The following is a 24,444-nucleotide window of genomic DNA, read 5'->3' as shown; positions in this document are numbered from 1 at the left end:
CCGGCGGAGGCGCGGGCGGTGACCGTCCGGCTGGTCACGGCGATCATGGTTGTGGTTGTCGCTTTGAGTTTCCTGTTCGCGTTCGGCAATGTGTGGCTGCTCGCGCTACGGCTCGGCGTGCCCGTCTATGTGGCGCCGTTGGTTGCTCCGGCGGTCGATCTGTCCGTGGCCGGGCTGCTTCTGGGTATCCGGTTCCTGGCCGCGCACGATGCCGATCCTGGGCAACTGCGGCCGGCAGGGAGGTTGCTGGTGTTCGCGAGCGTGGTGACGTTGGCGTTGAACGTGTCCGAGCCGATGATCGCGGGGGAGTGCGGCAAGGCCGCTTTCGACAGTGTGGGGTGCTGGCTGCTGATCGGCTGGGCCCATGTCGGCCCCGGTCTGCTTCAGGCCATGCACGAGGCCGGCCAGGCAGGCTCCACGCCATCGGTCAAGCAGTCGATCTCGGCGGGTGGCGCGGGTCAGACGAACGAGTCCGATGGCGTCCGCGCGAACGTCCACGTCCCGGTTTCGCGGTCGTCCCGGTTTCGCGGTCGTCCCGGTTTCGCGGTCTGAGCCGGAAGTGGCTGGTGGGCGGGTGGCACCCGTTCAGGTCCTGGCGGAGCAGCAGGACGGCGTTCATGGCGCCGGTGTGGCGTCGTCGGCTGTGCCAGCGCAGCGTAAGTCCGGCCGACGCGCAGCGGCCGTGGTGGACGGTGCGCTTCTTGACCGGGCGCGCCGCGAGGATGCCTGTTACTGGGAGGAGCATCGCCGGCCGATCTCGGCGGACGAGCTACGGAAGCGGCTGCGGGTCGGGTCGAAGAGGGCCCGGAGTCTGGTCGTGCAGCTCCGCGCCGAGGCCCACCGGATACTGGAAGAGCAAGCTCCGACGGCTGATCCGCCCGAAGGCGATCCGCCTGTAGCCGATCCACCCGCGGTCGGTTCGTCGGATAGCGATCCGGACGGTGTCGACGTGGTCGGCCTCGGTCCGATGCAGCCGGTCGGATCGGGTGTGCTCGCCGCGGTCGGACGATGGCCCTGAGGTCGGAAGACATGGGATGCGCCTCAGGCGCTGTCGGCCAGCAGCGTCACCTTCTTCACCTTCGGCCGGCTCCAGCTGACAGGCTGCGACTACGTCCATGTCCCCCGCCACCGCGCGGCCTCAGCGATCACGCTGCCCTGTGCCTCACGGCGCAGGTCACGCCCGCTCCAGCCCCGCCACCCACGCCGAGACGTGAGCCGCTGACAAGTGAGGATCTCGGTTCGAGCCCAGAAAGCAGCGACACGCCGAGATAGCTGAGGGGACTCCAACCCCTGGCTCGCCTGACACCACCGCACCGACCATCACCAAGCCAGACCTACGCCGGCCGGACGGGGGGACCGGAGGGTCGCCCCCCCCGAAAACATCGCGGCCCACCGGGAAGCTGGACAAGGTCCAGCGACCACGGCGGGCCAGCTTGTGGACCTAACGCACCACAATAGGAACCGATTACTGGTCAGGTATCTCATTCGTTTAGCGTTGTCGCAGGTCGGGTCGTGTGGGCGGCATCCGCTGTGGCGGGCGGGATGTTCGCGGTGAGTGACCGCCCTGTAGGTTGATCGCGTGTCATCCGCCGATCAGCCTGCGCCGTCGTATGACGAGCTCGTGGCGTTGATCGGCATGCTGCGTCAGGAAGTGGCCGAGGCACGCCGGCAGGCGGCGGACGCGGTGGAGGCCCTCGCGCAGGCGACGGCGGAGATCTCGGAGCTGAAGGCGCGGCTCGGGAAGAACTCGAGGAACTCTTCGAAGCCTCCGAGCAGCGAGGGGCTGGCCAAGCCGGCGCCGAAGTCGCGCCGGGAGAAGAGCGCCCGGTCGCCGGGTGGCCAGCCCGGTCATCCTGGCTCGACGCTCGTGCTGGTCGCGGATCCGGATCGGACGGTGCTGCACGAGCCGGAGTGCTGCCGGCGGTGCGGGGACGCGTTGCTGCTCGCGCCGGTGACCGGTCTCGAGCGCCGCCAGGTCGTCGACGTGGTGCTCCCGGCGGGCCGGACGGTCACCGAACACCGCCCTGCTCGAGCGGGAGTGCGCCGGCTGCGGTGCCCGGACGAGGGCGGCGGCGCCGCACGGGGTGGACGCGCCGGTCCAGTACGGCGAACAGGTCCGCGCCCTGGCCCTCTATCTGTACGGCGGACAGTTCCTCTCGAAGGACCGCACCGCGCAGGCGATGTCCGAGCTGTTCGGGATCCGGTTGTCGGCCGGCACGATCGTCGCGATCCAGGCGCGGGCGATCGCCACGCTCGAAAAGGCGTTCCTGCCGCTGCTGCGTGACCTGCTCACCCGCGCCGACGTGCTCGGCGCCGACGAGACCGGCCTGCGGGTCGAGGGGAAGCTGCACTGGGTGCACTGCGCCCGTACGGACAGGCTGACCCTGGTCACGATCCACCCGCGCCGCGGCCGGCTGGGTATCACCGCCGCCGACGTCCTGCCCGCGTTCACCGGCACGCCCGTGCACGACTGCTGGGCGGCCTACGACGTCTTCCTCAGCGCCGACCACCAGCTCTGCTGCGCACACGTGGTCCGTGAACTGGTCGCGGTCGCCGAGCGGGAGGACCCCGCGGCCTGGTGCTGGGCGACCCAGGCCATCGAGGCCCTCGTCGACCTGCAGCGACTCGCCGCCGACGCCCGCGCCGCCGGCCTTGGTGCCATCCACCTCGCGACCAGCGCCGATGGCCGTCACCGGCTGCGCAGCGCCGTGCAGGCCGGGATCAGCCAGACCGCGGCCCGCGCCACGAAGGCGATGCGCACCGAGAACAACCTCGCCGACCGCCTCGCCTCCCGCGAGGCCGACTACCTGCGGTTCCTCACTGACCTGGCCGTACCGGCCGATAACAACGGGTCGGAGCGCGACATTCGGATGGTCAAGCTGAGGCAGAAGATCTCCGGCTGCCTGCGCTCGCTCGCCGGGGCCCGGCACTTCTGCGCGCTGCGCAGCTACCTGTCGACAGCCCGCAAGAACGACCTCGGCATGCTCGACGCCCTCGCCCGCCTCACCGCGGGCCGTCCCTGGCTGCCCGAAACCAGCCCGACCCTCACTGCTACCGCGTAACTAACCGTCACTGTCGATCAAAAGACACCTGACCAGTTACAACCACTGTATACAACGATCATTTAGTTGATTCTACAACAAGAGCACAGGAAGCGAATACTGAGAGCTTCCCGAACTTTCTCGGGTCATACGGATCGACGCCGTAGACCAGGAAGGACTTGATTCTCCGCGGAGGACCTGCCGCCGCCGTCGAATAAAATTGTATACACAGCGTGATAGGCCGCGTGTGCGAGTCGGGGTGAACGATCGCCCCGACTCCGGTTATTTTGGTCACTCTCCGTTGCTCGGGGTCCCATGGTCGCGGCGTCCCGTCGGCTGCGGTTGACACCTTTTCGCGCGGTGATATATCCTCAAGGTGGTACATATCGGAGCCGGCCGTTGCACCAATCTGTGCGGCTTGATGTGGCACGAATGACTGCGTCCGCTAAAAGTGGCTGCATGCCGCAGACAATCCGTTTCCGTTCTGACCGCGATGATGCAATGAAACTTCGGGAATCTTCGAAGCAAGGGTGCCGATGTGACCCCGAAAAGCACTCCAAACGAAGAACGTGGCAATGAGGCCAGCCGACGACCCATCCTTCTCGACGTGACTCTCCGAGATGGTGGATACGTAAACGATCATCGATGGTCAGTTGACGAAGCGTCGTCCGTCGTGCGCGCTGTCGAAGAAGCCAGGATTCCGTTCGTGGAGGTCGGATATCTCCGAACCCCGACGGGCAACGCGTTATGTCCCGCCGCCCGATGCGAGCCGGACTACTTGCGGACGCTCGCCGCGGAGGTACACCGAACGCGGCTCGCCGTCATGGTACGGCCCGGCGAGGTCGATCCCGCCGCGCTGGCGCCCCTCGGCGATCTCGGGGTCGGTCTGGTCCGGGTGCTGGCGCCGGGCCTCGACCTCGTGCCCGCGCTGCCGTACCTCGCGGCGGCCCGCGACGCCGGGCTGCTCACCGCGGTGAACCTCACCCACACCAGCAGAGCGGATCCCGCCCGGCTTGCGCTCGCCGTGAGCCGGGCGGCCCAGGCTGGGGCGGGGCTGGTGTACCTCGCTGACTCGAATGGAAGCCTCTACCCGGAGGACGTGACCCGGAGAGTCTCCGCCGCGGTGCACGCCGCTACGGAGCAGGGTCCCGGTCCGGTGATCGGCTTTCACGCGCACGACAACCTGGGTCTCGCCTTCGCGAACTCGTGCGCGGCGCTGGACGCCGGGGCGACCGCCCTGGATGCCTCAATCGGAGGTATCGGCAAGGGCGGCGGCAACCTCAGACTCGAGCTGATCGCCGCACATCTCACGCTCCACCTTGGGGCGGACTTCTCGCTCGACCCACTGGTGAAAGACCAGAGCACCGTCTCGACCCGAATTCGGATGCTCGCGGAGTTCAGTGCGGAGAATGTGCTCTCCGGCCTGCTCGACGTCAGCCTTGACCAGTCCCGCCTGCTTCGGGAGCAGACGGCCCGGCATGGCTATGACGCTCTGCTGCGTGGCCAGTCCGTCCTGGAGACATCGCAGGTGGCAGGCCAGGTCTAGGCCGCAGACCGCCCGGCGAACGATCGCAGGAGCCGGCAACAAGATCCAAGGAGGATCCCGATGTCCGACATCGTCACCACCCTGGACCGAATGATCGTCGAGCGCAAGAAGATGACGAGTCCCCTCTACCAGCTTATCCTCAGTGGTAAGGCGACCCGGCGGCTTCTGCGTGAATTCGTGGTGCACCGCTGGCCCATCAAGAGTATGTGGACCCGGAATGTTCTCGGTGTCGCGTCGGATGTCGACGACTATCAGATCCGCCGGCATCTGGTCGAGAACGTGTACGAGGAGGAGACCGGCGCGCTTTCCGGCTCCGGCCGCCATCTGGAAACCTTTGCCGCCTTCGGTCGGACTGTCGGAGTAAGCGCCGAGGAACTTCAGGCCGCTCCGCTGGCGGCGGAGACCGCCGCTCTCGTCGCGCACAACATCCGCGTCTGTAACGGCCGCGAGGCACACTTCACCAGTGGTGCGGCCGCGGTCCTGCTTCTGATGGAGGGCCAGCCCCCCATCGTCAACCCCGACGGTTCGAGCATGCTCGCGGTGATGCGGGACGTGTACGGCCTTCCGCCGGAGGGGTATGAGTTCTTCGTGCACCACGCCTCGACGGATGTCGGCCGGGACGCGGTGAGCGAGCTGGAGGAGGAGCACGCGGACGCGGTCCGCGACCTGCTCCATCGTTACTGCACCACGGACATCCTGCGGGCGCAGGCCGTCGACGCCCTCGCGACGTCCCTGGAGTTGCGGCACCGGCACTTCGACATGATTCTCGCCACCGGTTACGACCCCACCGAACCTGTCTTTCGTCATGGGGAGTGAGGCTGGGCCGGCGGGGGCGGGAGGCCCCGCCCCCGCCGGCCCGCTCGTTTACCACCGCGAGCAGCTCGTTCCGGCGCAGGCGGCAACGCTGCCGGTGGGAAGCATCGCGCTGCGCTACGGCATCTCGGTCTTCGAGGGTGTCCGTCTGTACCGCCAAGAGGCGCCCGGGCTGGGACTACGGCCGTGGCTGCTCGACCAGCACCTCGACCGGCTGCGGAACTCCTGTCGGCTGATGCTGCTCGACGACACCTGCTGCGACGATGTTCCGCGAATCATCGACGAACTGGTCGCGGTGAACGATACGCAGGTGGACAGTTACGCCCGCATCGCGGTGAGTGCGGTCGATGCCGGCGGCATCGGGGACGGCTCGGAGGCGGCGCTGACAGTCTCCGTCACGCCATCGGGCCGCAAGCGTTGGCTACGTGACGGCGAAGGCCTGAGGCTCACCGTCAGTTCGTGGCAGCGTCCCTCGTCGGCGGTCTTCCCCAGTGCGGCCAAGAACATCTCCGCCTATGCCGGACCGCGGCTCGCGCTCGCGCAGGCCGTCGCCGCCGGGTTCGACTCCTGCCTGCTGTGCACGGCGGAGGGGCTGGTCAGCGAAGCTCCGACCGCCACGGTGTTTCTGGCGGAGGGCACCCGGCTGGTGACCCCGAGACTTGGTGACGCCGTGCTGCCTGGTATCAGCCGGGCCTGGGTGCTGGCGACGGCACCCAGGCTCGGACTGAGCGTGGCCGAGGAGGCGGTCACTCCGGACCGAATTCGCCAAGCGGACGAGGTCTTCCTGTGCGGCACCGGGATCGAGTTCGGCCCGGTCCGTGAGGTCGAAGGGTACACACCCGCGCGGTGGCCGCAGCGGCCCGCCACGGCCCAGCTCGTCGCGGCCTACTTCGACCAGGTCCGGGGGACGGCGGCCTCGAACCTGGTCACCTGGTCGGTGAAGGACGGGCCGGATGGGCTGGTCACGGGGCCGGACGAACAGGCCGACCCCGTCGGGCAGCCCGGATACGGGCGATGCTGACGACGTCCATCGACTGGCCACGCGCGCTCGTGACGGCCAGCCAGCTGGCCGGCCGACCGGAGCGGTTGCGAGAGGTCACCGCCGCTGTGCTCGCGCAGGCGCCCTGCTTCCGCAACCGTGATTTCCCGTTCGCTCCGCTGCCCGTCCTGTTGGACAGCGCCTTCGCGGAGTCGCTGCGTGAGCCACTCGCCGACTACGTGGCCCTGCTCGGTGACGTGGTCCGCCACTTCCGAGAACATGCCGAGGTTCGGGCCTGGTTCGGGCTGCCAGCAAGCGCTGAACGGCTCATCGCCGCCGATCTCGGCCCATCCGACGCGCCGTGGGTGTGCCGACTGGACGGATATCTCGATCAGGACACGGAGCGACTCGTCCTGCTCGAAAACAATGCCGACGCACCGGCCGGCACCCTGTTCACCTCGCGGGTCAACGCCACGGTTCGGCAGGTCACCGAACTGCTTGCGATCGAGACCCCGGGCGCCGCGCCACCCGAGCTGTCCGACCTGACCTACCTGCCGACGCGGGGTGAGGACCGGTTCCTGGCGGCGCTGCGGGCCGCGGCGCTCGCCGCGGCGAGCCGGGTCACCGGCAAGTCGACGCGGCTCGACGGGGTGGCGGTGCTGCAACCCAGCGATGCCGCCAGCCGGGAGAGCCGCGAAATCGTGGCGGAGTTCCGGTCGCGCGGACTCGACGCGTACCTGGCCGATCCACGTGATCTGCGGGTGGACCGGGGGGAGGCCAGATTCGGTGACCGGGCCGCGGACCTGTGCTGGAACAAGGTCAATACGGTGCGCTGGAACGACATGGCGACCGACCCGGGGTTCGTGCGTACCTGGGAGCGGGCGCTACGCGACACGCCCCTGGTTCATGTCAACCCGTTCGCGGCCAGGTATGTCGCGGAGAGCAAACTCTGCCTGGCCTTCGTGCAGGATCCACAGTTCGCCGACCTGTTCACGGACAGCCAGCGGCGGTTGGCGGCGGCCCTGTTGCCATGGACCCGGCGGATCACCCCCGTCGCCACGGCAGCCGACGGGAAGACGTCGCTGCTCGATGAACTGCAGGAGCAGCAGACGCGCTACGTGCTGAAGGAGCCGTACGACATCCGTGGCGACGGAGTCACCATCGGCGCCGACGTAAGTCGCAGCACCTGGTGTGCGGCCCTGTCTCGGGCCGCCGCCGATGGCGCTGTCGCGCAGAAGCGCGTCACACCCTTGCGGTATCCCGTGCTCACCGCGGGATCGCCGCGGGCGGAGTCGATGACCATCAGCCTCGATTCCTTCCTGTTCGGCGGTCAGTTGGCCGGATTCGGGTCCAAGGCCAGTCACAACGCAAAAGTCAACATCTTCCAGGGGGGTCGGAAACTGGCCGTTCACGTGTTTGCGGGAGGTTCACCTTGAGCGATGAAATATCGGTCCCATCGGCTACCCTGCACGACGCCGCATACCTCCGGGTGCTGGCGGCGCACGGTACGGCGGTGGTGAGCGACGCGCTTGACCTGGCCGGCATCGACGGGCAGCTCTGGGGCCCCCGACGCCTCTCCGGGCACGGTCCGGTTGTCGGCCCGGCCTTCACCGTGCGGTTCGAGCGGGTCGAACCCGGAACGCCGGCCGCGGCTGCGGACTTTCTCGACGATGTGCCATCCGGCGCCGTGGTCGTTCTCGCCGCTGGCAGCGCCACCTGCACCGTATGGGGAGACATCCTCGCCGAGGTGGCACTGGCCAGAGGGGTGGCGGGCACCGTCATCGACGGCCTTTGCCGGGACATCGACGGGATCCGCGAGTTTGATTACTCTCTGTGGGCGCACGGTGCCTTCATGCGCAGTGGAAAGAACCGGCTGCGCATGGCCGCCGTACAGCAGGCAGTGGAACTTGGGCGGGGCGAGGAATCTCGCACGGTACGTCCCGGCGACATCATCTGTGCCGACGGCAGCGGCGTCACGGTCGTACCGGCGGCGTCCCTGGCTGAGGTCGCGGCATCGGTTGACCGGATCGCCGCCATGGAACAACAGGTGCTCGAGGAGGTCCGAGCAGGTGGCCGCCTGCGGGACGCGCGGAAGCGGCATGGCTACAACCTGGCGGCTCGACAGCCAACGGGAAACCACGCGTGACCCGGACGGCGAGTGGCTCGACGCCGCCTGGCCCAGCGCGGGCACCCGCCGACAGGACACCGCCGACACCGGCGGATCAGTGCACGGGGGCGGAGGTCGCCGAGCCCGTGGCCCGGTCCGAAGCCGTGAGCGGCCCCGGGACCGCGGGTGCCGTCGAGACAGAGCCGGCGTCGGCGCGTGCTGGGCTCGGCGGGCGGTACGCGCGGCTGTGGACCGCCAGCACGCTCTCAGCGGTCGGCGACGGGATGTCGCTGACGGCGGCGCCACTGCTCGCCTACACCTTGACCGACGACCCGCGGCTGGTGGCCGGAGTCACCACCGCGCTCACCCTCCCCTACGTCCTGTTCGGGTTACCAGCGGGCGTACTGGTGGACCGGGTCGACCTGTTGCGCGCCATGCGTGGCATCGACCTGTTCCGCGGGCTACTGCTGCTGACATTGGCGGTGGCTGTCGCCCTGGACCGGGGCAATCTACTGGTCCTGTACATCTGCTTCTTCCTGATCGGCACCTGCGAGACGTTCTTCCGTAACGCGTCGCAGGTGATCGTGCCCTCGGTCGTGCCCCGGAAGCTGCTCGTCGATGCCAACGGCCGGCTCCTCGCGGCGCAGACGGCTGGTAACGAGTTCGTCGGCCCGTTGCTCGGCTCGGTGTTGTTCGCGATTGCCGCAGCGGTGCCGTTCGGTATTGACGCCGCCAGCTTCCTGCTGTCGGCACTGCTGTTGTCCAGCCTGCTCGGCGTCCGCTCGGCGAAGCCGAGCACCCGACGGACCGGCGGACCATCGACCAGCGAGCGGCCGGCCGACCTACCGGCAGCCCCCGGGTCAGGTGTCGACAGTGCGGGTCCGGTCAGCGCCACCCGGCCGGGTCTGCTGGCCGACATGACAACAGGCGCCCGGTGGTTGCTGCGGGACCGGTTGCTGCGAGGCCTGGCGCTGGCCGCCGGCGGAATCAACCTGGTGCTCACCGCCGGGCTGGCGGTGATGGTCGTGCACGCGCATACCGTGCTTGGGCTCGGCAGCATCGGTTACGGCCTGTTGCTGGCCTGCCAGGCAGTCGGGGCGGTGTTCGCCGCCCGGTTGGCCCCGCGGCTGGTGCGCCGGCTCGGCGACGAGCAGGCGCTCGTCTGCGTGGCTGCCACGATGGCCGCCGCGAATGTGGCCGTCTGGCTGGTACCGGTGGGCACAGGGGTGGGCCTGGCGCTGGCGGCGGCCGCCTGCGCGGGGGTGACCTGGGACGTGGTCGTGGTCGCGCTGCGCCAGACCCGCATCCCCCGGCCGTTGCAGGGCCGGGTCAACAGTGTCTATCGACTCGTCGCCTGGGGGGCCATGCCCGTGGGGGCGGCCCTCGGCGGGCTGCTGTCCACCGCGTTCGGAACGCCGAGCGTGTTCGCGGCCGGCGCGGTGCTGATGACGATGATCGCGGCCTGCCTCGCCGAGGGAGCCCGCCGCCGGTGGATCTCCGATCCGCGGTAGCTCTCGGACGCCGAGTTCGCACACAGAGACGCAGAGCTCGCACACAGACTCGGACACAGAGAGGAACTGGATGTACTCGCAGTCAGGGCGGTACCCGACCGCCGGCGTCGAGGTGCTCGAGCGCACGGACCTGCTGCGGTTGGCCGCGGCGCTGGTGGAGGTGCCGTCGGTCAGCGGCGACGAGCACCTGCTGGCCGGGCTGGTGGAGCACCGCCTGCGGGCCCGCGCACCCGGTCTGCGGATGATCCGGGACGGCAACAACATCATCGCGACGACGCGGGGTGCACAGGCGGGGAAACCCGCGCGGGATCGGCACGTGGTGCTGGCCGGCCATCTCGACACGGTGCCAGCAGCGAAAAATTACCCCACGGCAATACCGGGAACGGTATCCGGGCTTGGCGCGGTGGACATGAAGGGCGGTCTCGCCGTGATGCTGGTCCTGGCCGAACGGGCGCAGGACTCCGACCATCACCTCACGTTCGTTTTCTACGACAACGAGGAGGTTGGCTCCCGTCGCAGCGGGATGACCCTGCTGTTCGACCGGTACCAGGATTTCCTCCAGGCCGACCTGGCGATTCTGCTCGAGCCGACCGGCGGCCTCCTCGAGGCGGGCTGCCAGGGCAATCTGGTTGTCGAGCTGCGCTATGACGGCTCACGCGCCCACACCGCGCGACCATGGCGGGGCGTCAACGCCATTCATCGTGCGACTCCCGCCCTGGCCCGGTTCGGGAGTTTTGAACCGGGCCCCGCGGTCGTCGACGGACTCACCTACCGGCAGTCCCTTTCCGTCGTGGGGGTGAGCAGCGGCGTGCAGGGCAATGTCGTGCCGGATGCCTGTCAGGTACGGGTGAACTTCCGGCACGCGCCGAACCTGAGCAGCGAGGAGGCGCTGGGCACAGTGGTCGGCCTCGCCGGGGACGCCGACGGCACCCAGGTGGTCCTGTCCTCGCCGCCCGCGCCACCCAATCTGGAGCATCCCCTGCTCGCGGCGCTGCGAGCGAGCGCCGGGGTGGACGTGCGACCGAAACTCGGCTGGACTGACGTCGGACGGTTCGCGGCCCACGGCGTTCCCGCCGTCAACTTCGGTCCGGGGGATTCCGAGCTCGCCCACACCGGCCGCGAGACCGTCAGCGGTGCTGAGCTGGCGGCCTGCCACGCGGCGCTCGCCCGCTTCCTGTTCGCGGACGCCGCGGGGATTCCGCCCGACAGGCTCCGGAACATCGGTCCGCACCCAGCGTCGGAGGTTCGACCTTGAACAGGCCCGTTCGATCACCGACGGACTTCCTGCCCGCAGCCGATCTGGGCAGGAAGTACCTCGACCATCTCGTGCGGCTCACCGTCGATCCAGCGGCGCTCACCTCGGACGCGGACGCCTCGGAACTGCTGGCCGTGGCCTACCGCGGGCGCTTCCTGCCCTCGCCGGTCTTCCTGTCGGCGGCGGAACGAGACTGCCTAGCGGCTGACCTGCGCTGCCTTTACACGATGCTGATGGACATCCCGGACCGGCTCCACGACGGCGACCTGCGCCAGTTCGCGCAGGCCGTCGGCATGAACCCCCAGCAGGTCTCGGCAGTGCTGCGGGGCGCGAACACCGGCGCGCCCCTGGTCCCGCTGGCGCGGTCCGACCTCTACCGGGACAACGACGGCTTCAAGCTCCTCGAACTCAACATCACAAGCGCCCTGGGCGGATTTGAGAACGCCGATATCAACCGCGCCATGCTCAAGCATCCCGCCCTGCGGGAGTTCACCGACGAACACGGGCTCGGCTACATCGACACGCTCCAGCACATCGTCGACTCACTGCGCGCAGAATGCGCGGCGAATCTCCCGGACGGCCGGCGGCCGGTTGTCGCACTCACCGACTGGCCGGCGAGTTTCGTGACCTACGAGCCGCGGCTGCGGGTGATGGCGGCCCTGCTCGGCGAGATGGGCCTGGACGCCCTTCCGTGCCATGTGGGACAGCTGCGGTCCCGAGGCGACCGGCTGGTGCTCGAAGACCAGGTCATCGACGTCGTGTTCCGCTTCTTCCTGGTCGAGGAGATCGTCACCGAGGACGATCTCGCCGCGGTGGAGCCGATCCTGGACGCCGCGACCCGGGGCGCGCTCGGCCTGTTCAGCCGGCTCGATGCCGAGCTGTACGGCAACAAGGGCGCCCTGGCCCTGCTGTCGGGCGACCGGTTCCGAGCGACCTGCACTCCAGCCGAACGCGACTGTCTTGATCGTTTTCTTCCGTGGACCCGCCCCGTCCAACCGACGGTGACGGATACCGACGGCTCCGAGCACGAGCTGATGACGTTCGCAGCCGCGGACCAGGACGATCTGGTGCTCAAGCCGACCCTGCTACATGGCGGAAACGGTATCGTCCCCGGCTGGACCGTGTCGCCCGAGCAGTGGCGAGCACGGGTCACCGAGGCGATGGGCCAGCCCTACGTGCTCCAGCGCCGGGTACGCCCCCGCCCGGAGCCCTTCGCCGCGGCGGACGGTGACGGACGCGGTACGGAAAACCTGTACCTCAACTGGGGTGTGTTCCTGTCCGACCCTGACGTGACCGGGGCCAGCGATGGTTACGGCGGCTGCATTGTGCGCGGCAGCACCGACCCCGCAGTCGGTGTCGTCAGCATGTCGGGCGGCGCCCGGGTCGGCTGCTGCTTTCACGAGGAGCGCCCGTGAGCTGCCTGGTGATGTCCGATCCGAGGATGGCATACCAGTGAGCGGGCAGGCGCGGGTGGCAGTGGTCGACGGCCACTCGACGGGTCGGGCGCTCGTCGCGGCGCTCACCCGACGCGGGGCGTCCTGTGTGCACGTGCAGAGCTCCGAGGACATGCCCGCGTTCTTCACCGACGGGTTCGATCCGACGCACTACGAGGCCTGCCTGACCGGCGCCGGCGACCCCGCCCGGCTGGCCGGGGAGCTGGCGGCACTCGGGGTGACCAGCGTGGTGGCAGGTACCGAGTCGGGGGTCGTGCTCGCCGACATCCTGGCCCACCACCTGGGCCTCGACGGCAATCACCCGGCCACGTCGGCGGCCAGGCGGGACAAGGCGACGATGGGTCGGGCGGCGGCTGAGGCGGGTCTGACGGTTCCGCGCACCTGGAGCTTCACGGACGCGGACGAGGCACGCACCTGGTACGCGCGGCGTCGGCTGACAGACGTCGTCGTGAAACCGCCGAGCAGCGCCGGTAGCGACAACGTGTGGTTCTGCCGGACGCCAGACGAGGTGCGGACGGCCTGCACCCGGGTGCTTGCCGCGCGCAACCTCTATCGCGAGCCGAACCCGACAGTGCTGGTCCAAGAGCGCCTGCGAGGGGTCGAATACTACGCGAACACCGTGTCGCATGCCGGGCGGCACCGCATCGTCGAGGTCTGGCGCTATTCCAAGCGCCTCGGTCCAGACCGTCGACCTGTTTACGATCACGAAGATCTCGTCCCCGCCGGATCGGAGGAATCCGCGCCGCTGCGGGATTTCGTTCCGGCAGTGCTCGACGCGCTCGGCGTCAGGCACGGCGCCGCGCACACCGAGGTAATGATCACCAACCGGGGGCCCGTCCTGGTGGAGTCCGGCGCCCGGCTGGGCGGCGGCACCCTGCCGTGGGTGGTGGAGAAATACTGCGGCGTCTCCCAGACCAGTCTGTTGGCCGAGTCCCTGCTCGACCCCGACCGGGTCGCGGCGTTCGACGACAGGACAGTCCGCTCGCTGGGGGCGCTGCGCAACATCGCCCTGATCAGCCGCACCGCCGGGACCGTGCGCTCGCTGGAGTGGGCGGCTCGGCTGGAGGAGCTGCCCACCTTCGTCGCCCTCAGCCATCACCTCCGGCCAGGGGAGCATCTCGGCGCCACCATTGATCTTCCCAGCTCCCCCGGTTTCGTCTATCTGGCCGCGTCGGACCCGCAGGCGGTCGACCGGGACTACCGACAGCTTCGAGCTCTGGAGGAGACTGACCTCTATCTGACCTGACCCTGAAGAGCATGGTGTTGGCGTCGGCGAGTTTCTGGCGCCGACGTGTCGCGGACGCCAGGCTTCCCGAGAAGAAGCAGCCGCGTCCTCGCGCTGCGGGCTGCAACGGGATACACCCGAACCTCGCCGTGTGTGACAACGCGTACGAGTTCCCACAGGGCCGTTGAATAGTCGTTCGAGGTCTACGGCGTGCCCCTGGTCTCGGCCGGTCAGGCTGTCCGCGGCCTCGCCGAATCGCGCGTGATCATCGCCGGGTGTGGGCCGAAGCCGATCCGTTCGACCACGACGGCCCGGTCATCCGTCTGAGGGGTGCGGTCTGCGTGGGAACTACCCCGGCCCGCCGTTGGAGCACTTTCGGCAGCGCGACGATCTCCTCAAGTCCCACTGCGCCGAGATCGGGCGGGACCCGGACGAGATCATCCGCAGTCCAGGAAGCTACCGTTGTGACGTGGGACTTCACCTGAGCCAGATCGACGAGGCGGACGAGCTGCTGACCAAGGACCCGTTGGCGCTCCTCATCGCCATGGTTCTCGACCAGCAAATCGGACAAACAAGGTACGAAATCAGACGTTGAGCTACCCTTCGAACGCGGTGAGTAACCGTGCAGGTTCATGGTCGAGCCTGAGGCCACGGGGAGCCCGCGAGGGAGTTGTCAGGCTTCGTGCTGTATCGGGGTCGCATCGTCAGGCCAAGTGGCGGAGGTTACTGATCTTGAATTCGTAGGGTGACAGGCTACGGGGGTTCCAGGCTGAGTCCGGTCTCGGCCAGGAAACCCCACAGCAGGTCGGGGCGGTACTGGGCGCGTTTCAGCGCGGTCTTGATGACGCGGATCAGGTGGTCCAGGCCGCGTGCGGCGAGGTTGGCCAGGACACCGGTCTTCAGGTGCGCCCACAGGCCCTCCACCGGATTGATCTCCGGGGCGTAGGAGGGCAGCCAGTACACGCTCAACCAGTCCGCGTGGCTGTCGATGAACTCACCGACCACGTGGGCATGATGGCCGGGCAGGTTGTCCCACACCACCATGATCTTCCCGTCGAGCTGGTGGTACGCGGCGGTCAACAACCGGATGAAGTCCCGGGCGACGAAGCCCTTCCGCTCACCGCGGCGGCCCCGGTGGACCAGCAGCCGATAGATCAGCCGGGGCCGGCGACCCGGGCGGACGCAGACCATCCCGGCGATCGAGATCCGCGGGGAACGCCGCCCGGCCACGGTCACGATCGGGGTATGTCCGCGCCGGGACCTGGTCCGTCCCTTCGGGGGCCTCAGCCCCTGGCCTGTCTCGTCGAGCAAGCAGATCCAGGCGCCGCGGGCCGCGGCCGTTGTTCTACCTCCGGCCACACCTCCCGCCGCCAGGTCACGATCGCGGTCTCGTCGCGTTCCACCGCCCGGTGTACCGGCCGCTACGCGGAATACCCCATGCGGTACAGCAGCTTGTCCACCCCGGTCAGGGTGTAGGACACCCCGAACAGCCGGGCGATCAGCGTGGCAAACCGGCCCAGGGTCCACCGCTGGTCGACGGTCCAGCCGTGCGCCACCGGCCCGCGATCCAACTCCGCCGCCAGCCGGACCCGCTGCTCGTCGTCCAGCCGGCACCGTGACCCCGGCCCCACCGAACGCAGTGCGTCCGGACCGCCGGCCTCCCACCGCTGATGCCAGGCATACGCCGACGTGCGGGACACCCACAGCCGCCTGACCACCTCCGGTGGTGACATCCCCCGGGCGAACAGGTCCGCGGCCCGCAGCCGGATCTGTTCCCGTCGTGCACGACCGGCGGCGGTCAATCCACCGCCATCCGGATACCTCACATGCCTGGGGTACCCCACAAGATCCGGACGTCACCCCACGAACTCAAGATCAGTAACTTCGAAGACCCCCGAAGCGCCGCCCGTGGATCGGTCACGGCAACCCATGGCACCCCGCGGTGGGAAAATCTGCCGGGCCAGCACGGAAATCAACGAGACTGCGCCGAGCGAGCAGGTCGGCTATACCAGGTCGGACTCCGTCCGCCTGCTCGTGTGCCGCCTGAATTACCACACGACCACACCGGCCACAACAATCACGCCGGCTGTGTGGTGGACGAGAGTAATTCGCCGCCGACGCCAGGACGACTGCACTGCTCATTGAGACGTCCACCGATGCCCCGTCTTCTGTCATCCGGTGCTGCGGGCCGCCCGTCTCGCCTTTTCTGCATGTCCGCGTCGTTTGACGCCACCCGACACCGTTGCACTATCCTTGGCTGCGGCGGACGGTCTGTCTCGCCGGCGAGACATTCAGGGCCCTACTCGCCAGCTCGCAGAAGCAGTTCCCCCGCGCCGGGCATTGCCCGCCACCGCATCGGCCATCTCCCCTTTCTGCCGCCGCCGCTCACGGAATCGAGGTCAGCCGGGATGGACAACATGGGCTCGCCGTGTTACGTCGAAGCCAGAGTCAAGACATCGGAAGATCCCCTGGCCGTCATGGCCCGACTGGCCGAGTCCGGTCCCCACCACGAGTTCGTCGTCTATGAGAACGAGAGCATCTGGTGCTATGCGGGCGGCATTCTCGCCGATATTCGCCTCGACCGCGACGGCGCGACGCTGCGAGGTGTGCGGGAGGCGGAGTTTGCCTGGGACGGCCGGCCGCTGCGGCGGGTCAGTGAGCTGCTCGCCATGCTGCCGCTGCCGCAGTGGCGAGTGTATGGCTGGGCCGCGTTCGAACTTTCCTACGCGAGGGACGGCAGCCGGGAGCGTCTAGACAACGAGCGGCTTCTACACCTCATCGTGCCGCGAAGCGAGGTGCGTCTGCACGCCGGCGTGGCTCACGTGCGTTCCAGCGACCCCGGCACCCTTGCGACGCTCGTCGACCTGCTTTCCACGCGGGCGGACAGTGCCCACCGCCGGGCGGCGCCGATCAACGTGCGGAACATCGGCCGAGACGAGTACTGCGCGTCAGTCGCGAGCGCCGTCCAGGAGATCACTGCAGATGTGTTGCAGAAGGTCATCCTGTCGCGGAAGATCGAGATTGACAGCGACATCGACCTGGCCGCCTCCTATGTTCTTGGCAGGCGTAGGAACAATCCCGCCCGGTCCTTCCTGCTGCGGTTGGACGGGCTGGAAGCAGCCGGTTTCAGCCCGGAGATCGTGGTCAGCGTCGACGTGGACGGCACGGTCGTCAGCCACCCGCTTGCCGGCACGAGGGCATTCACGGAGAGCGCCGCGGAGAACACCCGCCGGCGCCTGGAACTCCTGTCGTCCGCGAAGGAGATCTATGAGCACGCCATCTCCGTCAAGATCGGCCATGACGAATTGCTCACGGTCTGCGAACCGAACTCGGTGGGAGTTCGCGACCTCATGTCGGTCGAGGAAAGGGGTAGCGTCCAGCATCTCGCCTCCCAGGTGACCGGAAAGCTGGCGGCCGGGGCGGACGCCTGGGACGCCTTCACGGCTGTCTTTCCCGCGGTCACCGTGTCGGGAGTACCAAAGGAAGCGGCCTTCGCCGCGATTCGACGCCACGAGGGGGACCGTCGCGGCCTCTACGGCGGCGCAGTCCTGACCGTCGACAGTTCCGGCGCGCTGGACGCCGCACTGGTCCTGCGCACGGTCTTCCGCGAGAACGGTCGCACCTGGCTGCGTGCGGGTGCCGGGATAGTCGGTCAGTCACAGCCAGCCAGGGAATTCGAGGAGACCTGCGAGAAGCTCGACAGCGTGGCGCGCTTCCTGGTTGCCAACGAGATCAGGGAAGAGGTCGATGCATGAGGACCGAGGGCCTTTACCTCGCCGGAATCGGCAGCATCGTGCCGGAGCGGGTCAGTACCGATCACGCGGTGGCACAGGGCTGGTACGAGGAGGCCACCCGGCGAAGGTCGGGCATCGTCTCGGTTGCGGTCGGCGGGTCGGTGCCTGCCCCCGACATGGCCGTTGCTGCCGCCCGTACCGCAGTCCGCCGCTCGGGACTCGACGAGGACGACTTCGGGATCCTCCTGCACAGCTACACCCACCATCAGGGTCCGGAAGGATGGTCACCGTCGCACTACATCCTGCGGAAGACCCTGGACCGCCCGGTGCCGGCCGTGGAGATCCGGCAGGCCTGCCTGGGCATGCTGGCCGCGATCGAGGCTGGTGCGAACCGACTGGTCGCGAACTCCTCCCACCCCGCCGCGCTGGTCACGGCGGCGGACAACTTCTCCACGCCGCTCGTCGACCGCTGGCGGTCGTCATCGGCCTTCGTGCTGGCCGATTCCGCATCGTCCGTCGTGCTGTCCCGGATCGACGGCTTCGCCAGGCTTCTCGCCATCAGGTCGATGTCCGAGTCGCGGATGGAGGCTCTGGATCGAGGGGACGAGCCGTTGTTCCCGCCCGGCATAACCACTGGGCGGCCACTCGACTTCGAGAGCCGCCGCGATTTCATGCGTCAGCAGTGGGCACAGGGAATCGCACCGCCAATCGGTCATTTCGGCGACGCGGTGGCCGCGGTCACCGAGCTCACACTGAAGGAGGCAGGTCTCACTCTCGACGAGATCACCAGAGTCGCGCATCCCGGGTTCAACCGGGACGGGCTCGAGACGTTGTTCCTCGAACCGCTCGGCGTCGATCTCGATCGCGGGGTCTGGGAGTACATCCGCCAGGTCGGACACGCCAGCGTCACGGAGGTCCTCCTCGGCCTGGAACACCTGTGGACGACCGGCCAGGTGGTCCCTGGCGACCGTGTGCTGTTGGTCAGCGCGGGCGCCGGTGCGTGTGCCGGCTGCGCGGTGGTGGAGATCCTCACGCCCTGTGAACCGATCGTGGAGGGCTGACGTGCTGGCCGGATGCATTCCGTGGCCGGATGAGGCGGCCGAGCGCTACCGGTCACGGGGCCTATGGCGTGGGGAGTCGCTGGGCGGGCTGCTGCGCACCGCGGCGGAGCGGCACGGGCCGGCTCCCGCCCTGGTGCACGGCGGGCGCCGAATCTCCTATGCCCAGCTCGACCGTTGGGTCGACCGGCTGGCCGGCGGTTTCGCGGGCCACGGCCTGCGCGCCGGCGAGCGGGTCGTGGTGCAACTCCCCAACGTGCCGGAGTTCGTGGCCACCTGCTTCGCGTTGTTTCGGCTCGGGGCCAAGCCCGTGTTCGCGCTGACGGCGCACCGGTCGCGGGAGATCGCGTACCTGTGCGACATCACCGGCGCCGCCGCCTACGTGTTTCCCGGGCGCCACCGAGGATTTGATCACCCAGCGCTGGCCCGGGAGATTCGGGCGGGTACACACGGCCTGAGGTTGCTGTTCGCCCTCGGCGACGCGGGTGACGACCTCATCGATCTGTCCACTGTGGACGGCGAAGCCGGGAGGCTTCCGGAGCAGGACGCATCGGATGTTGCGTTCTTCCTGCTTTCCGGCGGAACGACGGCCATCCCGAAGATCATCCCGCGCACGCACGACGACTACGCCTACCAGTGCCGCGCGACGGCGGACCTTATCGGCTTCACCGCGGCGGACGTCTACCTGGCGGTGCTGCCGCTGGAGTTCAACTTCACCTGGGGTTGTCCCGGCGTCATCGGAACGTTGCTGTCCGGGGGCACCGTCGTGCTGGCAGACGATCCCACCACCGACGACTGCTTCGCCACGATCGAGCGATGCCGGGTCACCGTGACCTCTCTGGTCCCCACCCTCGCCCAGCTGTGGCTGGAGGCGACGGAGTGGAACACCCGTGACCTGTCGAGCCTGCGCCTGGTGCAGCTCGGCGGCGCGCGGCCTGCGCGATCTCTTGTCGAACGGATCGGCCCCGCCTTCGGCTGCGAGCTGCAGCAGGTCTTCGGCATGGCCGAGGGTCTGCTTACCCTCACCAGGCAGGGCGATCCTCCGGAGACGGTCCTTGGTACGACTGGCACGCCGCTGTCCGAGGAGGACGAGATTCGGATCGTCGGCGAGGACGAGCGGGATCTGCCCGGCGGAGAGGTGGGTGAACTCCTTGTCCGCGGGCCGTACACCCTGCGGGGCTACTACCGCGCCGCCGAGCACAACACCCGTGCATTCACGGCCGACGGCTTCTACCGCACCGGTGACCTTGCCCGCCTGACCGCGAACGGCGATCTGGTCATCGAAGGAAGGATCAAGGACGTCGTGATCCGCGGCGGCAACAAGACCTCGGCGGCGGAGCTGGAGGAACACCTGCTCACCCTTCCGGGGATACTGCGTGCTGCCGTCGTCGGCCTTCCCGACGAGCTGCTTGGCGAACGAATCGGCGCCTTTCTCGTCACGGCCGGCACGCGCCCGTCACGGCACGAGCTCAACCAGGGTCTTCAGCAGCGCGGACTGGCCGAGTACAAGTTTCCCGACCAGGTCGAGTTCGTCGACGAACTCCCCGTCACACCGCTGGGAAAGATCGACAAGAAGGCGTTGGCGTCTATGACCAGCCGGGACCGGCCATCGACAGCCCACGAGGAGGGCGAACATGGCGACCAATTCCAAGGCAACCACGGACCTGCCGGGCGAGCCGGAGCTACGAGAGATGATCGCGAAGTTGATCGGGAGCCCGCCCGAGGACGTCCCGCCTGATGTCAATCTCATCCTGCTCGGGCTGACCTCGATCGAGATCATGCGCATGGTAGGTCGCTGGCGTCGCGCGGGCTTTCCCGTGGCCTTCGAGGAACTGGCCTCCGCGCCCACTCTCAGTGATTGGCTTGCGTATCTCGACAGCCTGCGGGCGCGCTAGTCACCATCCTTCCGCGAGCGTCCGAAGGAGGGAAAAGGAATTGACCGAGGCAGCAGTCGTTGCGGACCTCGACGAACCGTCATACGTCCATGGTGTCCACGGTGCCGCCGGGCTTTCGCGGTGGAAGTGTCTTGTCCGCAGAAGCAGTCTCTTCGGGCCCTGGGAGGCGGTGGAGTTTGCGTGGCTACCCCCCGCCGGGGTCAGCGGCGAGCATCTTCACAGCCGCACCGAGGAGCTGTACTTCATCGTGTTTGGCACTGGTGTGATGACCATCGACGGGAAAAATCATCCCGTCGGTGCTGGCGACCTTGTTCTCACCGGTCTCGGCACGGTCCATGGCCTGCGGAACACGGGCCGACACGAACTGGGCTGGCTCGTCATCGAGGTGCTGGGGCCGGCGGCGACCGCGGCCCTGTCTGGTTTCCGGCAGTAGTACCGATCTGAGGGGTGAACGGTGGCAAACTCCATTGTGATCAATCTTCGCGAGGTGCGTGAGATCGACGCGGGTGAATTCCTCAGCGGGCCGCTGGGCCGGATCCGTCTGCCCCGGCTTGCGCCGGGTGAACGCACGACGTTGGTCGCGGACACCGAGGAGCACACCCTGTTCACGGTCGACGGAAGCGGAAGTGCCGTGACCGGCTCCACGACCGTGCCGTTGAAGCGTGGCGTGGCCCTGACTCTGCCGCTCGGCAGCAGTGTCACCGCCGAGGCGGGCGCGGAGGGGCTGGAGCTGTTCATCGCCAGCCTCAGCGTGCCCTGAGACACCGGAGGTCGACGTGATTGTTTCGACCGTGCTCGGTCTCAGCACGACCGCGGGCGACATCGGCTGGCGCTGTCTTGCCCGCCGCGGAATGCTGCACTGCGAATGCGAGGCCATCGACTACATGCGGCTGGGACTCGGCGCCGTCCGTGACGGCCGCGGCCGCAGCGGCGTCGAGGAGGCGTGGTTCGTGCTCGATGGTCATGGTCATTTCCGTGATGACGCTGACCGCTGGATACCGGTGCGTCCGGGCGATCTCGTCCTGTGGGCCGGCGGCCCGGGCGGCTGGCTGCGCAGCGACACCGAGAGCTCGCTCGAGCTTCTGGGCCTCGCGGTCCTGCCTGCCGCCGTCTCCCGACAACTGCCCGTGCGCAGTCCTCGAACCCCGCGTACTGGAGGCCCTCATGGTTGACCGGGTCGTGACAACCACCGTGGACGACCCCTCGTTCGTCTACGGAATGCACGGCGGCGAAAAGCGCGCGCAGTGGAAGTGTCTGGCCCGCCGCAACAACATGTTCGGGCCCTGGGAGGCGGTGGAATGGGCCTGGCTGCCCCCCGGGGGAGCCAGCGGAGAACATCTGCACAGCCGCACCGAGCAACTCGACTACATCGTCTCTGGCGCGGGCGTGATGACGATCGACGGCCGAGATCGGTTCGTCACCGCGGGTGACGTGGTGTTGACCGCGCTCGGAACCCGGCATGGTCTGCGCAATGCGGGTTCGGACGAGCTCGTCTGGCTTGTAACGGAAGTGCCGGGTCCGGTGCTGGGCACCGCACGACCCGGACCACCCGGCGCTGGAGCGGCTGTGATCAGGATGCGCGAGGCCGGCGAGATCGACCCTACGGAAGTGCTTTCCGGCCCGCTGCGCCGGGCCAGACTGGTCCGGCTGGATCCGGGCGCGAGCGAATCACTCCTGGCCGACGCCGAGGAACATGTTCTGTACACGTTGAGCGGCGCTGGAGTAGCGGCAAACGCCTCGACTTCCGTTCGCCTGCGGCAGGGCGTCTCGGTGAGCGTGCCCTTCCACGGCAGCATCAGGGTGGAGGCCGGCCGCGAGGGCCTGGAGTTCTTTGTCGTCAGTCTTGCCGTCGAGTTGACACCGGGCAGGAAAAGATGATCGTGTCCAGCATTTCCGGCGGCCTCACCCTGTCCGTGGACGACGGTATCGGCGAGACCGCCTGGCGTTGCCTTGGTCGGCGAGGAATGCTGTACAGCGAGTGCGAGTCGTTCGACTACGCCCGGCTCGCACCGGGTGCCTCCCTCGATGGTCGCGGTCGGGATGAGATCGAGGAGGTCTGGTTCGTGCTTGCCGGTGAGGGGACGTACCTTGACGCTGGATCAGGTGCCCGGCCGGTGCACACGGGCGACCTGCTCATCTGTCCGCAGACGGCCCGCGGCCACTGGCGCGCGCCTTTTGATACTCCGCTGGAGCTGCTGCTTCTCGCGATGATGCCCGCCTCGATAAGCCGAAGCCTGCCGCCTCGCGCCCCCGTCTCGTGAACCAGTCCCGACCGACGAGAGGAAAGGAGACGTCCGATGGCACAACAGCGCGACGACCGCCTCAGGGTCGATGCACTGATCGTGGGATCCGGACCGGTGGGCTGTACGTTCGCCCGGATCCTCGTCGAGGGCGGTCAGAGCGTGCTCATGGTCGACGCCGGACCGCAGCTGTCCGGCCGGCCGGGAGAGCATCTGCGGAACACCTTCCTCTACCAGCGGGACGTCGAGCGATACGGCAACCTGGTCAGCGGCCATCTGCAGCGACTGTCGCCCTCCCCACCGGATCGCATCGACCAGCCGGGAGACCTCCCGGCCAGGATCGACTCCGCCCTCGTGACCTACGCGGTCGGCGGGATGGCCACGCACTGGACCGGGGTGACTCCGCGGCACCACCCGACCGTGGAACGTGCCGGTTGCATCCCGGCTGCCGACTGGGAGGAGTTCTACGGACAGGCGGAAATGCTGCTGGGCACGCGCACTGATCTGTCGGCGGATTCAGTTGGCCACCAGACTGTGCTCGACGCACTCAGCAGGGAGTACAGCGACCTGCCCGAACCCTACGGGGTCCAGCATCTCCCCCTGGCGGCGCAGCGCCGCACCGACAATCCCCGGCTGGTGCGGTGGAGCGGAGCCGACACGATTCTGGGCCCGCTCGCCGACGGCTCCCATGAACGGGGCGAGTTCTCACTACGTGAGCAGCATCTGTGCCGCCGCCTCCAGCCGGCTGCCGGCGGCACGCGGATCGAGTACGCCGAGATCGAGGACCACACGCGCTGGCGGAACATCCGGGTCGAGGCAGAAACGTACATCATCGCCTGTGGCGCCGTGCTCACGCCGCAGCTGCTGTACGCCTCCGGTGTCCGCCCTGACGCGCTCGGGCGTTATTTGACCGAGCAGCCAGTCGCCTTCGCCCAGACAGTACTCCCGAGTGATCCGGGAACGGCTCCGGAGCAGGACCCCGACCCCAATGTGTGGATCCCCGTCTCCGAGGGACGTCCCTGGCACTGCCAGATCCATCGAGACCTGCCCTACGACGACGTGGAACCGCACCGGGGGATCGACAGCAGTTCGGTCGTCGATCTACGGTGGTTCGGGCTCGTCGATCCACGGCCCGAGAACCGGCTGCTCTTCTCGGATACCACCCGGGACATCTTCGGGATGCCGCAGCCGGAGTTCGAGTTCTCTCTCAGCAGCAATGATCTGGCGCGCCAGTGGTCGATGATGGTCGATCTCCGCCGGGCGACCCGCGCTCTCGGGGGTCATCTGCCGGCTTCTCCGCCCCGCTTCGTGGTGCCCGCACCGCCGCTGCACGTCACGGGGACCGTTCGGATGGGAACAGACGCGGACACGAGCGTGGTCGACCCCGACGCGAGGGTCTGGGGCATTGACAACCTGTATCTCGGCGGCAACGGCCTGATCCCGACCGGCAGCGCAAGCAATCCGACGCTGACCAGCGTGGCCATGGCGCTGCGGGCGGCCCGGGGCATTCTCTCCCACACCCATCGGAGCATCGACAACGGTCATCGACTCCTGTCGACCGGATAACCCCGGGCGCGGAGAAAGGA

The 24,444-nt window shown here is 68.3% G+C and carries 24 protein-coding genes and 2 pseudogenes; 24 read left to right on the top strand and 2 right to left on the bottom strand.

Features of this window, described 5'->3' with window-relative positions; genetic code table 11:
* Positions 1-18 precede the first annotated feature (18 nt).
* The 14 genes and pseudogenes from FRAAL_RS20385 to FRAAL_RS35135 form a co-directional block, all read left to right on the top strand.
* Positions 19-552, top strand: a complete 534-nt coding sequence (locus FRAAL_RS20385) for a hypothetical protein (protein ID WP_011605785.1) — start codon at positions 19-21, stop codon at positions 550-552.
* Positions 553-574: 22 nt separating this feature from the next.
* Positions 575-1,018, top strand: a complete 444-nt coding sequence (locus tag FRAAL_RS20380; RefSeq protein WP_157892163.1) for a hypothetical protein — start codon at positions 575-577, stop codon at positions 1,016-1,018.
* Between the two features lie 618 nt (positions 1,019-1,636).
* Positions 1,637-1,801, top strand: a pseudogene (locus tag FRAAL_RS35140) (DUF6444 domain-containing protein); the annotation flags it as partial.
* Positions 1,802-2,084: 283 nt separating this feature from the next.
* A complete protein-coding gene (tnpC, locus tag FRAAL_RS20375; RefSeq protein WP_011605782.1) occupies positions 2,085-3,062 on the top strand; it encodes an IS66 family transposase in 978 nt (325 codons plus the stop codon).
* An 802-nt stretch (positions 3,063-3,864) separates the two neighbouring features.
* The gene (locus FRAAL_RS20370) at positions 3,865-4,587 is read left to right on the top strand and encodes a hydroxymethylglutaryl-CoA lyase-like TIM-barrel protein (RefSeq protein ID WP_011605779.1); all 723 of its coding nucleotides are present in this window, start codon (positions 3,865-3,867) and stop codon (positions 4,585-4,587) included.
* A gap of 60 nt (positions 4,588-4,647) precedes the next feature.
* Positions 4,648-5,403, top strand: coding sequence for an iron-containing redox enzyme family protein (locus FRAAL_RS20365; protein WP_011605778.1), 756 nt, complete (start codon positions 4,648-4,650; stop codon positions 5,401-5,403).
* Positions 5,393-6,421, top strand: coding sequence for an aminotransferase class IV (locus tag FRAAL_RS20360; RefSeq protein WP_011605777.1), 1,029 nt, complete (start codon positions 5,393-5,395; stop codon positions 6,419-6,421). The genes FRAAL_RS20365 and FRAAL_RS20360 overlap by 11 nt, the downstream gene beginning before the upstream one ends.
* Positions 6,415-7,815: a hypothetical protein gene (locus FRAAL_RS33200; protein WP_041939549.1), complete on the top strand. Its 1,401-nt coding sequence runs from the start codon at positions 6,415-6,417 to the stop codon at positions 7,813-7,815. The genes FRAAL_RS20360 and FRAAL_RS33200 overlap by 7 nt, the downstream gene beginning before the upstream one ends.
* The gene (locus tag FRAAL_RS20350; RefSeq protein ID WP_083866862.1) at positions 7,812-8,525 is read left to right on the top strand and encodes an RraA family protein; all 714 of its coding nucleotides are present in this window, start codon (positions 7,812-7,814) and stop codon (positions 8,523-8,525) included. Before FRAAL_RS33200 ends, FRAAL_RS20350 begins: the two co-directional genes overlap by 4 nt.
* Positions 8,526-8,650: 125 nt before the next feature.
* Positions 8,651-9,997, top strand: coding sequence for an MFS transporter (locus FRAAL_RS20345; protein WP_011605774.1), 1,347 nt, complete (start codon positions 8,651-8,653; stop codon positions 9,995-9,997).
* A gap of 70 nt (positions 9,998-10,067) precedes the next feature.
* Positions 10,068-11,252: a succinyl-diaminopimelate desuccinylase gene (dapE, locus tag FRAAL_RS20340; RefSeq protein WP_011605773.1), complete on the top strand. Its 1,185-nt coding sequence runs from the start codon at positions 10,068-10,070 to the stop codon at positions 11,250-11,252.
* Positions 11,249-12,667, top strand: coding sequence for a hypothetical protein (locus FRAAL_RS20335; protein ID WP_011605772.1), 1,419 nt, complete (start codon positions 11,249-11,251; stop codon positions 12,665-12,667). Before dapE ends, FRAAL_RS20335 begins: the two co-directional genes overlap by 4 nt.
* A 37-nt stretch (positions 12,668-12,704) precedes the next feature.
* Positions 12,705-13,952, top strand: a complete 1,248-nt coding sequence (locus FRAAL_RS20330; protein ID WP_041939548.1) for an ATP-grasp domain-containing protein — start codon at positions 12,705-12,707, stop codon at positions 13,950-13,952.
* A 448-nt stretch (positions 13,953-14,400) separates the two neighbouring features.
* A pseudogene (locus FRAAL_RS35135) lies at positions 14,401-14,496 on the top strand (HhH-GPD-type base excision DNA repair protein); the annotation flags it as partial.
* Between the two features lie 188 nt (positions 14,497-14,684).
* Here FRAAL_RS35135 and FRAAL_RS36425 read toward each other — a convergent pair.
* Complete coding sequence (locus tag FRAAL_RS36425; protein ID WP_083866860.1) at positions 14,685-15,290, bottom strand: transposase; 606 nt, start codon at positions 15,288-15,290, stop codon at positions 14,685-14,687.
* Between the two features lie 62 nt (positions 15,291-15,352).
* A complete protein-coding gene (locus FRAAL_RS36420; protein ID WP_231861130.1) occupies positions 15,353-15,733 on the bottom strand; it encodes a helix-turn-helix domain-containing protein in 381 nt (126 codons plus the stop codon).
* Between the two features lie 675 nt (positions 15,734-16,408).
* Between FRAAL_RS36420 and FRAAL_RS20310 the strand changes: the two genes are divergently transcribed.
* From FRAAL_RS20310 to FRAAL_RS20265, 10 genes are all read left to right on the top strand, one after another.
* The gene (locus FRAAL_RS20310) at positions 16,409-17,686 is read left to right on the top strand and encodes a salicylate synthase (RefSeq protein WP_197537217.1); all 1,278 of its coding nucleotides are present in this window, start codon (positions 16,409-16,411) and stop codon (positions 17,684-17,686) included.
* A complete protein-coding gene (locus FRAAL_RS20305; RefSeq protein ID WP_011605765.1) occupies positions 17,683-18,726 on the top strand; it encodes a ketoacyl-ACP synthase III family protein in 1,044 nt (347 codons plus the stop codon). The genes FRAAL_RS20310 and FRAAL_RS20305 overlap by 4 nt, the downstream gene beginning before the upstream one ends.
* A 1-nt stretch (position 18,727) precedes the next feature.
* The gene (locus FRAAL_RS20300; protein ID WP_011605764.1) at positions 18,728-20,461 is read left to right on the top strand and encodes a (2,3-dihydroxybenzoyl)adenylate synthase; all 1,734 of its coding nucleotides are present in this window, start codon (positions 18,728-18,730) and stop codon (positions 20,459-20,461) included.
* On the top strand, positions 20,415-20,618 hold the full coding sequence (locus tag FRAAL_RS20295) for a phosphopantetheine-binding protein (RefSeq protein WP_231861129.1): 204 nt from the start codon (positions 20,415-20,417) through the stop codon (positions 20,616-20,618). Before FRAAL_RS20300 ends, FRAAL_RS20295 begins: the two co-directional genes overlap by 47 nt.
* Before the next feature lie 40 nt (positions 20,619-20,658).
* Complete coding sequence (locus tag FRAAL_RS34315) at positions 20,659-21,051, top strand: cupin domain-containing protein (protein ID WP_197537216.1); 393 nt, start codon at positions 20,659-20,661, stop codon at positions 21,049-21,051.
* A 21-nt stretch (positions 21,052-21,072) separates the two neighbouring features.
* Positions 21,073-21,378: a hypothetical protein gene (locus tag FRAAL_RS34310; RefSeq protein ID WP_197537215.1), complete on the top strand. Its 306-nt coding sequence runs from the start codon at positions 21,073-21,075 to the stop codon at positions 21,376-21,378.
* Between the two features lie 16 nt (positions 21,379-21,394).
* Positions 21,395-21,790 (top strand): cupin domain-containing protein, encoded by a 396-nt coding sequence (locus FRAAL_RS20280; RefSeq protein ID WP_157892161.1) that lies wholly within the window; start codon positions 21,395-21,397, stop codon positions 21,788-21,790.
* The gene (locus FRAAL_RS20275) at positions 21,783-22,496 is read left to right on the top strand and encodes a cupin domain-containing protein (RefSeq protein WP_011605759.1); all 714 of its coding nucleotides are present in this window, start codon (positions 21,783-21,785) and stop codon (positions 22,494-22,496) included. The genes FRAAL_RS20280 and FRAAL_RS20275 overlap by 8 nt, the downstream gene beginning before the upstream one ends.
* Positions 22,497-22,498: 2 nt before the next feature.
* Entirely contained in the window at positions 22,499-22,879 is a 381-nt protein-coding gene (locus FRAAL_RS20270; protein WP_231861128.1) for a cupin domain-containing protein, read from the top strand.
* Between the two features lie 333 nt (positions 22,880-23,212).
* Positions 23,213-24,424, top strand: a complete 1,212-nt coding sequence (locus tag FRAAL_RS20265) for a GMC oxidoreductase (RefSeq protein WP_197537214.1) — start codon at positions 23,213-23,215, stop codon at positions 24,422-24,424.
* Positions 24,425-24,444 lie beyond the last annotated feature (20 nt).

It is taken from the genome of Frankia alni ACN14a (genome assembly GCF_000058485.1).
Taxonomy (GTDB): Bacteria; Actinomycetota; Actinomycetes; order Frankiales; family Frankiaceae; genus Frankia; species Frankia alni.
This window is presented reverse-complemented; position numbering and strand designations above follow the sequence as displayed.